Origin of the sequence: Parachitinimonas caeni, assembly GCF_030129945.1 — a bacterium.
Lineage (GTDB): Bacteria > Pseudomonadota > Gammaproteobacteria > Burkholderiales > Chitinimonadaceae > Parachitinimonas > Parachitinimonas caeni.
This window is the reverse complement of record NZ_JARRAF010000064.1, coordinates 1-10,604: the sequence shown is the minus strand read 5'-3', so window position 1 is coordinate 10,604 and position 10,604 is coordinate 1. Positions and strand designations below refer to the sequence as shown.

Annotated in this window: 8 protein-coding genes; 3 read left to right on the top strand and 5 right to left on the bottom strand. The window is 58.9% G+C overall.

Annotation, left to right across the window (positions count from 1 at the left end):
- Positions 1-123 precede the first annotated feature (123 nt).
- Both PZA18_RS22955 and PZA18_RS22950 read right to left on the bottom strand, forming a co-directional pair.
- Positions 124-1,956: a DUF4214 domain-containing protein gene (locus tag PZA18_RS22955; protein WP_284103229.1), complete on the bottom strand. Its 1,833-nt coding sequence runs from the start codon at positions 1,954-1,956 to the stop codon at positions 124-126.
- Between the two features lie 650 nt (positions 1,957-2,606).
- Entirely contained in the window at positions 2,607-3,506 is a 900-nt protein-coding gene (locus PZA18_RS22950; RefSeq protein WP_284103228.1) for a LysR family transcriptional regulator, read from the bottom strand.
- Between the two features lie 135 nt (positions 3,507-3,641).
- On the opposite strand from PZA18_RS22950, the gene PZA18_RS22945 reads away from it, so the two are divergent.
- The 3 genes from PZA18_RS22945 to PZA18_RS22935 all read left to right on the top strand — a co-directional run bounded on the left by PZA18_RS22945 (position 3,642) and on the right by PZA18_RS22935 (position 6,812).
- Entirely contained in the window at positions 3,642-5,234 is a 1,593-nt protein-coding gene (locus tag PZA18_RS22945; protein WP_284103227.1) for a 2Fe-2S iron-sulfur cluster-binding protein, read from the top strand.
- A gap of 282 nt (positions 5,235-5,516) precedes the next feature.
- Positions 5,517-5,996, top strand: coding sequence for a nuclear transport factor 2 family protein (locus PZA18_RS22940; protein ID WP_284103226.1), 480 nt, complete (start codon positions 5,517-5,519; stop codon positions 5,994-5,996).
- A gap of 372 nt (positions 5,997-6,368) precedes the next feature.
- The gene (locus tag PZA18_RS22935) at positions 6,369-6,812 is read left to right on the top strand and encodes a hypothetical protein (RefSeq protein WP_284103225.1); all 444 of its coding nucleotides are present in this window, start codon (positions 6,369-6,371) and stop codon (positions 6,810-6,812) included.
- Positions 6,813-6,867: 55 nt separating this feature from the next.
- Here the strand turns inward: PZA18_RS22935 and PZA18_RS22930 are convergent, their stop codons facing one another.
- Genes PZA18_RS22930 through PZA18_RS22920 form a run of 3 tightly spaced genes read right to left on the bottom strand, consistent with a single transcriptional unit; the run spans position 6,868 to position 10,369 of the window.
- Entirely contained in the window at positions 6,868-7,470 is a 603-nt protein-coding gene (locus PZA18_RS22930) for a phosphatase PAP2 family protein (RefSeq protein ID WP_284103224.1), read from the bottom strand.
- A complete protein-coding gene (locus tag PZA18_RS22925) occupies positions 7,467-9,146 on the bottom strand; it encodes a B12-binding domain-containing radical SAM protein (protein WP_284103223.1) in 1,680 nt (559 codons plus the stop codon). The genes PZA18_RS22930 and PZA18_RS22925 overlap by 4 nt, the downstream gene beginning before the upstream one ends.
- The gene (locus PZA18_RS22920; protein ID WP_284103222.1) at positions 9,146-10,369 is read right to left on the bottom strand and encodes a cytochrome P450; all 1,224 of its coding nucleotides are present in this window, start codon (positions 10,367-10,369) and stop codon (positions 9,146-9,148) included. Before PZA18_RS22920 ends, PZA18_RS22925 begins: the two co-directional genes overlap by 1 nt.
- Between the last annotated feature and the right edge of the window lie 235 nt (positions 10,370-10,604).

The following is a 10,604-nucleotide window of genomic DNA, read 5'->3' as shown; positions in this document are numbered from 1 at the left end:
GTCGATTTTTGGGGCATGGCGTTGTTAGGGTTCGCTTATTTAGCCCGCTAAACCACGCTTACCCTGCCTAGCCCTGCCCCAAAACTCGGCCTGGCGCGACCGGAAACAAAACGTCAACAGAGCCTAGTGGTTGCCAGAGATGCAGCCGTTGTCTACCTGCACCGGCGTTGCCACAGCGGGCGAACCGTTGATCTGGTTGCCAAGCAGGCTCAAGCCACTGCTGGGGTCAAAGTCATGCGAAGTGCCAAACGAGTTGGAACGATAGGCAGGCAGGTTGACGATGGTGCCTTCAGGGCAGGGCGCGAGCTTTTTGGTAATCAGCGAGAACAGGTTGTTGCTGAGCTTGGCATTCTTCATGCCGCCCACCAGTACGCCGGTGTTGACCAGTATAGGAGTTGAGCCTGTGCGGTTATTGCTGAATTCAACCCCGCTGGCGGTGATGGAGCCCTTGCCGAACCACGGCCGGGTACCGACTGCCAGCATGATGTCGTAGTGAACGGTCGGGGTGCCCAAAATCAGGTTCTGGTCGAATCTGGCGCCATCGAAGGGCGCACGATTCTTCTTTGAGCATTCCACCGCATGGTTAATCGCCTCCAGACTGCCGGGCGCAATCGGAGTGAGCTGGCACTGATTCAGCGCGTCAGTCGCCAGTGCGCCATAGGCTGAGTTACCCGCATTCAGCACGGTGTTGTTGTAGATCTTGCTGTCCTGCACTGCTGCAGCAGTGCTGGCTATGCCACTAACCAGATCGGTTTCCGGGTTGCGGAACAGAATGATGCCGACATCGGTGGCATCGACTACGCTGTTGTACGCGATTTCGGTATTACCACAGGCGACGCTGATGCCGTCCGTCCAGTTGCTGGTCGAGTTGTTGTTCGGGATGGTGGCTGGAAAGTGGCCGCTTCCAAACAGCGTTACCAGATTGCCGATGATCTTGCTGCCCGAGCAGGTGCCGAACTGACCACGGTAATTGGAGGTTACGTACAACGCGCTCCAGGCCGCCGCATCGGTGAGGAAGTTGTTGGCAACGCGGGCATTGGCACCACGCACCTGCACATTGTTCTGCTCGTAGGTCGGATCGTAGGTTTTGCCGTCCTGCTTGGGGGCCAGCACGCTACGCATGCCATCAACCCAAACACCAATCAGCTCGGCCCCTGGGCCGGGCTTGGCGCCAGCAGCGGGCATGGCACCCTGCAGGGCGACCAGCGGGCCTTTGATACTGGCGCCGCTGCGATAGATCCGGGCCATGCGCGGATACTGGTTAGGCGCGAGGTTGCCAGCCGTGGTCAAGGTAACGTTAACCGGGATCAGCAAAGACTCGGCGTCATTCAGCTCAACCAGCGCACCCTGACTCAAAGTCACCGTCTGGCGCTGGCCGGTGCGCTTGGCTTCAGCGCCGGCCTGATCAAGCAGGGTCTGCAGCTGGGCACGCGTTCCACCATTGAATTGCCCGGCAACACCATTGAAGACGCGAATGGGCTGATGATTCTTCTGCATGCCAATCGTGGCATTGCCACCGGTAGTCTGATTACAGATGTTATTGCGGACGTTATCAGCAAATTCGGAAGACTTGAGGATCTCTTCCACAATCAAGGGCCAGTCATGGGTGCGATTGGCAACATCCAGCCAAAACGCGAGGCCGCCTTGATCGGGATCGCGGAACAGCGTGGCACGATACAGGCGCATTAATTTATCGCCGTAATCAGACCCGGTAATGGATTGGAATTCAGTCGACAACATGACGCCGCGCGCAAAGCTCTTGGCAATTTCCGGGCTACAATCATTGGCATCCAGATAGCGGATGGTGTTATCCCAAACGGTTTGCTCCGGCGCCCGGCCCAAACCATCGGTATATAACCTTGCCGAAAATTGGCTGATGCCCGCTGGAATGGCTGCGGCAAAAGCAGCTGATGTACATAGCGAGATAAGCGATAAAGATAAGGCGAGCTTCTTCATAATGAATGATGGTTACCCAGTATTGATTGGAATGTGTTTGATGTGCTGCAAAGTATTAATTGCAGAGAGGTATTTTATCAAACACTAATGGAGTTTGGATAAGATCCTGCGAGTATTCTTTACTATTCACATGATTGTTCTGAATTGTGAAAATCTGTTTTCTATTTAAAAGAACAATTTATTTTCGGGGGAAACGGTGCGATCTATTCGCAGTTTTCTACAGAAATGGTCTTGGGGGTCTCAATGTAACGCTCTGGCTCCCAGCAGTGATGATGCATGTCTACAAACCATGATATTCCAAGGTTGGCCAGCATAAGAAGCCCAACAGGTATCGCCAAAAGGACTTTAATCCAACGCCGAAGTCTCAGGCTAAAAAAGGCCACTGCGATCAAGACGGCGCTTATCAGGAAGGCGATACGCAAAACTGTGGCGGTAGATCTTTCGGTAAGGGTGTGTGGAAAAAGATTGGCAAACCAGATCGGGCCAGTTAGCCATAATAAAAAGGGGAGGATAAATGCCACAATGATAAAAGTCAGGCAATATAGATTGTGTTTTGGAGGGTGGGGCATTTTCTTGTTCTGAGGAGGTGTTGTTTCAAACGAAATAAATAATGCCAGTCTGAATGATTTGGTAAAGATTCAGGCTGCAGGCTAATTCAAATCGGCGCTGCTGCGTAAATGGGCTGCCATCAGGTCGATAAAGGCCCGCATTTTGGCTGAAGGGCGTCGGCCTTCGCGATGGACGATATGGATGGGCAGGCGTGGGGGCTCGAATTCGCTGAGAATGATTTTCAACTGCTGGTTGGCTAACTGCTGGGCCACCTGATAGGACAACAGGCGGGTGATGCCGAAGCCGCGTACGGCGGCTTCGAGCGCCGCATCGTTGCTGGTGATGACCAGCCTTGGCCGCACGCGCACCCCCACGGTTTCGCCGTCGCGCTGAAATTTCCATTCTATGGTCGGGCTGACGCCGCTCGCTGCAATGATCTGGTGGCCCAGCAGGTCTTCAGGGGCCAGCGGAAGACCCAGTTTGTCGAGGTATTCGGGCGAGGCACATACCACCCGCCTTACATAGCCGACCCGCAGCGCTTTCATGGTCGAATCGGCCAGCTCGCCAATGCGGATGCCGACGTCCAACCCTTCTTCCAGCAGATTGACCACCCGATCCAGAAACAATGCCGAGACTTCCATTTGCGGATAGCGCTGCAGGTAGTCCACCACTGCGGGCATCACGAACAGTTTGCCGAACAGCACGGGCGCGGTGACGGCCAGATGGCCGCGTGGCTCGGCATTGATGCCGACGGCCGCTTCGTCGGCTTCATCAACTTCCGCAATGATGCGCCGCGCATCCTCAAGGTAACGCTGGCCGGCTTCGGTGACCCGCACATGGCGAGTAGTGCGATTGAGCAGTTTTACCCCCAGCCGTTCTTCCAGCGCGGCCACTGCCCGGGTGACGGCGGGTGGCGACATGCCAAGGCGCCGTGCCCCGCCAGCGAAGCTTTCTGATTCGGCGACGGCGACGAATACGGTCATCAGGTGCAGGCGATCCATGGTTTATTCCACTTGAAGCAACAATCAATTGTCGTCCGCACGGATTCTATTGGCAAGCCGCATGGATAAGAATGCAGGTATTCGCTGACGCCGATCCCACCGATCGACGTAACCCGACCCGACAGGAGTGCCACCATGCCACGCGCCTTTGCCACGATTACCTTCACCGACGGTGTGAAAGCCGCCCAGACCCGCTATGGCAGCCGCGAGGCCAATCGTGGCTTCGAGTTGGCGGATGACCCCCGCGCCGAGCTGACGCCGCGCGAGGCGGAATTCATTCTGGCCCGCGATAGCTTTTATCAGGCCACGGTGGCAGAAAATGGCTGGCCGTATGTGCAACACCGGGGCGGCTCAGCTGGCTTTCTGAAAGTGCTGGATGCCCACACCATCGGCTATGCCGATCTGCGTGGCAATGCGCAATACCTGAGTGTCGGTAATCTGGGCAGCAATGATCGGATCTCGCTGATTTTGATGGACTATCCGAACCGGCGCCGCCTCAAGCTGTGGGGGCGGGTGCGGATTGTGCATGAGCAAGATGAACCCGAGCTGGTGGCGCGGCTGGAAGTGGCCTCCTACCGGGCCAGAGTCGAGCGCGGCATCGTGATCACGGTTGAAGCCTGGGAATGGAATTGCCCGCAGCACATCACCCCACGTTATACCGATGCCGAGATCGAAGCCTTGATGGCGCCGCTACAGGCCGAGAATGCCGCGTTGAAGGCAAAGGCCAGCCAGTCGGCACCCGTATTGCCGACGGCGCCGACCGTGCTGGGCAATGGTCCGCTGGAACTGGTAATCAGCGGAATCCGCCAGCTGAGCCCGCAGGTTCGGGCATTCGAGCTGCGCCATCCTGAGGGAGGCGAGTTGCCCGCCATCACGGCTGGAGCGCATCTGCAAGTGCCGGTGGTTCTGGCCGATGGTCAGGCGGCCATCCGCCACTATTCGATCAGCTCCAATCCCAAACGGCGTGATGCGTATGAAATTGCCGTGTTGCTTGAGGCGCAAGGCAAAGGCGGCTCACGGTTTGCGCACGAACATTTCAGCCTTGGCATGCGCTTGCGCTGTAGTTTGCCGCGCAACGATTTTGCTTTACACGATGATGCGCGACCGGCGGTACTGATTGCCGGCGGCATCGGCATCACCCCGATCAAGGCGATGGCCCTGCAGCGCAAGGCTGCCGGCTTGCCCGTGCAGATTCACTACGCAGGGCGTAGCGAAGGCGATATGGCCTACCGCGACCGCCTGCAACGTGAATTTGGCACCCAACTGAGCCTGTACCCGACGGCAGCGGGTCGGCGGATGAATTTGACATCGCTGCTGGCTGACGCGCCGGCCGATGCTGTGTTTTACATCTGTGGCCCTAACCGGCTGATAGAGGGTGTGGTGGCCGCTGCCACTGAGCTGGGTATCGATCCGGCACGCGTTCGCTTCGAGCGGTTTGCTGCGCCAGCGCATGGCGTCAGCCGCCCTTTCGAAGTCGAGCTGCGCCGTTCACGCAAGGTGATTCAGGTGGCAGCAGCGCAAACGGTGCTGGATGCCGTGCAGAAAGCCGGTGTGGATGCCCTGGCGGATTGTGCTGTGGGCAATTGCGGTACCTGTGCGGTGAAGGTGCTCGAAGGCGAGCCCGAGCATTGCGACAACGCCCTGACCCCCGCTGAGCGTGAACGCGGCAGAAAGATGTGCATCTGCGTATCACGAGCCAAGTCGGAACGGCTGGTCCTCGACCTGTAGGCGCTGTTGACGTTTGTTTTCGGGTCGAATTTTGGGGCATGGCGTCGTTAGGGTTCGCTTGTTTAGCCCGCTAAACCGCACTCATCCTGCCTAGCCTTGCCCCACAACTCGGCCTGGCGCGACCGGAAACAAAACGTCAACAGAGCCTGGCAAGACCCCCTGAAACCCCTTTGCCTTGGCGGTGTTTTTCTGCCGCCAGGGCCCCGTATTGCCCTTTGGTTGGCATGCCGACGATTGGGTGAACAGAGCCGAATCATTTCATTACTTGAACTGGAAAAGATCATGACGACTTCCCATGCAGCCCGCCCCCCCTTGCCACCGTTTACCCGTGAAACAGCCATCCAGAAAGTGCGTATGGCCGAAGATGCCTGGAATAGCCGCGACCCGGCCCGTGTGTCCTTGGCTTACACCACGGATAGCCGTTGGCGCAACCGGACAGATTTTCCGCAGGGCCGCGAGCAGATCGTCGCGTTTCTGACGCGGAAATGGCAACGCGAGCAGGAGTACCGCCTCATCAAGGAATTATGGGCGCACGAAGGCAATCGCATTGCGGTCCGCTTTGCCTACGAGTGGCGTGATGCCGAGGGCAATTGGTATCGCTCGTACGGCAACGAGAATTGGGAATTCGACGAAAACGGCCTGATGCAGCTGCGTTTTGCCAGCATTAACGATCTGGCCATCAACGAAGCCGAGCGCAAGTTTTTCTGGCCGCAGGGGCCTCGGCCAGCAAACCACCCAGGCTTGAGCGAGCTGGGACTGTAAGGATCGATGACTGGGTGCCGGTGGCGACGCCAGGGGCGTTGCCATCCCGCTGCCACAACAGGCGCTTGGTCTGGCTGTGCATGGGATGAACGGCGGTGACATCACCGGGATGGCTGATCTGTGTTGCCCACAGCGGTTGCCGGCACAGCAAGCTTTGGGAAAAGTGCTGTATTTTTATGACGTTAGCGCAGAAAAGAAATTGAATACTTCGTGCTGGTAGAATGGCATCAGGGAATTCCACGATCGGAATACATTCTATTTCGAGTCATATAGTTATTCAGGCTGAAACAGATAGCCTGCACTGCGATATTATGACCGCATGATTATTCAGGCGCTGTTGTGGCTGCTTATTTTTAATTCTGAGGTAAAACCATGAAAAAACTGGCTTTTCTGTTGTTGTCCCTGACGGGTTTGGTGGGCGCCCAATCGGCGAGCTTTGATGCTGCGACCGGCACGCTGGTGATTCCTGAAGTCAGTGTGGGCACGCAGATGTACAACAACGCCAAACTCAGGCTGGAAGCTGATGGCCGCTTTACCTTGGTATCGGTGGAGCAGGGGCAGACGGGCGGCTCGGTCGCGGACACCTGTACTGCCAGCCATATCAATCTGGAGCGTTTCAATCAGCTGCAGAATGGTATATCGCTGGATCAGGCATTGCAGATTATCGGCTGCAAAAACGATTCGACCCTGACGGTGCGGGGCTCGATGCTGAATTCTTATACCTGGGTAGTGGCAAGCAATCGCTCGCTGAAAATAACGGCGATGTTTGATAAAGCCGACAAGAATTTATCCAATAAATACTCGTACGGCTTTTAAATAAATAACGGAAGCGTCGATGTGACAGGAAAGCCAATCGAAAGATTGGCTTTTTTCATTCAGTGGGTGGGTTGATGCGGGGCACAAACCGTCGATACACCCCCCAGCCGAGTAGCAGGCCACTGAGAATGTCCAGCAGCTGATGCTGCTGCACTTTCAGCACCGCCGCGCAGATTGCCAGCAGCCAGAGCAGGCCTGGCAGGCGCCAGCGTGGGCGCAGCCGGCCGATCCAGGCCACGGTCAGGCTGGTATAAGCGATATGTAGCGATGGCCATTGGTTGCTTGGTGTATCGAATTGCCACAGTAGCTGAAATGGCAGCTGCCAGAAGTCAGCGGGGGCCTGGCGTGCGTGCGGGCTCAGTGACGGACACAGCAAGAAGATCAGGCCTGCCCCGCAGCAGACCCACGTCATGGCCTGCTCGTATGCGCCAAAAGTGGCGCGCGGCAGCAGTAGGGCTGGCAGGCTTAGCAGCAGGTAGATCGACAGATAAACCGGTAGCCAGTGCGGTTGTAAGTCGCTCAGGGGTTCGCCCGGCAGAAGCCAGACGCTGGCCCGCTGGCCAGTCAGCGTCGCGCTGCCGAAGTAGACCAGTCCGAACAGCAGAATCTGTCGTAAGGCGCGCAGGCTGTATTCAAGGGGCGCCGGCAGTTGTGTCATGGCCGCGCCTGTATCGGGATGATGATGGGGGTGTCTTCGGCAGGCGCCAGATGCTGGGCCAGATCGGCCGCGAGGCGGCGATCCACCCAATTCCAGCCCAGATCGAGTAATCCCGCCGCCCAGGTATGGGTGCTGATGGCCTCGCGCTGAAAGGCCAGCAGGTCGGCCCGCTGGCTGGCGTGGTAGTCGAGCATGCCAGGGTAGAACAACGCGGCATTCAGCGAAATCCCGGCCTGCATGATCTGGCGATGCAGGGCCCGAGCATGGCCGACGGCTTCGCGGCAATCCATGCTGCGATGCGCCCAGTAGGGCGCGGTGGTTCTCCGGTCGTCGCTGGTGCGCAGGCCGAAGCGGGCGCGATTGAACGGGCTGAGCACCGGCACATCGGCAATGCGGGTGCTGAAAGTTGCCAGAAAATAGAAGTCCGGCCGGGTCTCGGCCAGCAATGCGTAGGTTTGCTGCAGGGTGTCGGCTGTTTCACCGGGGTAACCGACGATCAGCGAGACAACACTGGTCAGGCCCAGCTCGCGGCAGTTGTCCAGCGCCTGCCGGTTGGCGGCAACCGTGCAGCGTTTGTTCATATTGTCGAGCTGGCTTTGTACGCCAGACTCGATGCCGATCTGCACCTGATGCGCGCCTGCCGCCTGCATCAGCTGGACAATGTGGCGATCCGCCAGATCATCGGCACGGGCGTAGCAGATCCAGCGCATGCCGACATTGCGGCGGATCAGAGCTTCACAGAAGGCCGTCAGACGGCGGCGGGGCAGGGTGAAGAGGGAGTCGAGGCAGGTCACGAATTCCACGCCGAGTTGCTCGCGCAGCCGCTGCCAGTCGTCGGCCATCCGTTCGGCGCTCTTGTAGCGAAAGCGTTCATCTTCAAACAGATAAGGGTAGTTGCAGAAGCTGCAGCGATAGGGGCAGCCGCGCACGCTTTCGTAATACACCATGCGCAGCGGCCGCCCGGCCAGTCGCCAGTCGGCTTCGGGCAGGGCATCCAGGCTGCGGCCGGCTGGCAGACCGGAGAACAGTAGTTTGGTACGCCCACGCTGTTGTAGCCGCCCGCCCAACGGCGGGACAAGCTGGGTGAAACCGGAACGGATGTAGTCAGCAAGGGCGGGGATCAGGTACTCGCCATAGCCAATGGCCAGGGTGTCCACGCCGTCGAGATCCTGCCAGTCCGGATGCAGGCTACCCAGCAGGGCGCCGCCGAGGATGATCGGCTTGCCGCTTGGCCGCAGGCGTTGCACGACGACCTCCACTTCGGCCAGATCACGCAACAGGGTGGTTGAGGCAAAGATCGCGGTGCAGTCCACCAGCTTGGCGGCGGCTTGCTTGGGCTGGCTGAACAGGTCGGCATAGCTGAGGGTATCGAACGCCAGCCCCGATTGCTGCAGCAAGGTTGCGAGCAGGACTTCCGTCAGCTCCGGCGTGTGCAGATTGTCACTCTGTGCAAAAAATGCCTCGACAGTGGGTTTCCAGCTGGCATGTCGCGCCAGCCGTCTGGCCAGCCGGGCGCGGACCAAGGGTTCCCCAATCGCCAGCTTGATCGCCAGATCAAGCCAGGCATGCTCGGACGAGCGCCACTGCAGCAACTGCTTATATAAGGCGTGACCAAACGAGCTGTCCTTTTCCGAGATCAACCCGCCGGTGATGATCATGACCTTGAACCTGGTCATCACTGCCGCACCAGCATCGGGCCGCAGGCCGGCGCCATCAAAACCATCACCCGACGTGGCGCCAGAGATTGGCCGATGACCGCCAGATCAGGCTCGCGCAACAGATGGGTGGCCCATTGCACCATCTGTTCCAGGGCAAATGGCATGCCGATGCACAGGCGATGGCCTAGACCAAACGGAAAGTACTCGGTGAAATGAGGGGCCGAGCCGAGGAAGCGTTCGGGGCGGAACGTGTCGGGCTCGGGAAACGCGTCAGGATGGCGTTGCGCCAGATAGATGCACGGAAACACATGCTGGCCGGCCGCGATAGGCTGTCCTGCCACCTGCGTGGCCTGACGGGCAGTACGGGTCAGGTGAACGACAGGAGGCGTCAGGCGCAGGCTTTCCTGCACCGTGGCGCGCAGATACTCGCCAGCTTGGCCGGCCAGGGCTTCTTCCCGCGCCCTTTGCAGTGCGTCGGGATGCTGCCACAGCCAGAGCGCCCACCAGGCGAGGCCAACGGCGCTTGTGTCATGGCCGAATAACAGCAGCGAAATCACTTCCGACAGCATTGCCGCCTCATTGATCTGCGGCGGGCAGCTCGCCTTCAGCTCGGCCAGGATGCTGCCGGGTAGGGGAGCCTGCCAGCGCTGACGGATGGCCTCCAGCAATTCGGCCCGCCGCCGCACAAAGCGGCCCCAGGGGCTGCGCTCCCCCAAATCCTGCTGCAAGGGTTTGATGAACAGCAGTAACGGGCTGCGGAATGACTGCATGAAGTGTTCGATTTGTAGACACCACTTTTCCACCTCGGCGGCGGGCAGCTCGCCAAACAGACAGCGCACGATCACCTGCAAACTGATCTGCTTGGCCCAAAGCCGCAGATTGACGGGCTGGCCCGGCTTCAACGCGGCCAGTGCCTGCTCCAGCACCCTGGCCTGCAAACTGGCAAATCGTTGTGGATTGGCATGAAAAAACGGCGGCAACAGCCAGCGACGATGTAGCGCGTGTTCGGCGCCTTCCAGTGCCAGCAGGGAGTGCTCGCCGATGACCGGTCGCAAGGCGCGTGTGCCGCGTCCTCCCAGCAGATCGGGGTTGCGCACAATCTCGCCGATCTGTGTTGGCTCGCCAGTGACCCAGACCTGCCCCATGCCGGGCAGCCCCAGCATGAACTGAAAGCGCCCCGCTGCGCGATGCCGATCCAGCACGGCATACGGGTTGCGGAACCATCGGGCTGCAGTCAGCAAGGCGTTTCTCCTCAGATGGGGGTCGGCGCAGCAGCCGGCAACGTCAGATTGAACAACGCCGCCAATTGTTGATTGAGGTGCGCGAAAAGCCTGGGACTTAGGCTCTGTTGACGTTTTGTTTCCGGTCGCGCCGGGCCGAGTTTTGGGGCAGGGCGAGGCAGGGTGAGTGCAGTTTAGCGAGCTAAATAAGCGAACGCTAACGACGCCATGCCCCAAAAATCGACCCGGCCCGGAG

Bases quoted from the DNA above. Each gene is read 5' to 3' on its own strand.
- PZA18_RS22955 (WP_284103229.1), bottom strand. From the start codon at position 1,956: ATGAAGAAGCTCGCCTTATCTTTATCGCTTATCTCGCTATGTACATCA.
- PZA18_RS22950 (WP_284103228.1), bottom strand. From the start codon at position 3,506: ATGGATCGCCTGCACCTGATGACCGTATTCGTCGCCGTCGCCGAATCA.
- PZA18_RS22945 (WP_284103227.1), top strand. From the start codon at position 3,642: ATGCCACGCGCCTTTGCCACGATTACCTTCACCGACGGTGTGAAAGCC.
- PZA18_RS22940 (WP_284103226.1), top strand. From the start codon at position 5,517: ATGACGACTTCCCATGCAGCCCGCCCCCCCTTGCCACCGTTTACCCGT.
- PZA18_RS22935 (WP_284103225.1), top strand. From the start codon at position 6,369: ATGAAAAAACTGGCTTTTCTGTTGTTGTCCCTGACGGGTTTGGTGGGC.
- PZA18_RS22930 (WP_284103224.1), bottom strand. From the start codon at position 7,470: ATGACACAACTGCCGGCGCCCCTTGAATACAGCCTGCGCGCCTTACGA.
- PZA18_RS22925 (WP_284103223.1), bottom strand. From the start codon at position 9,146: ATGACCAGGTTCAAGGTCATGATCATCACCGGCGGGTTGATCTCGGAA.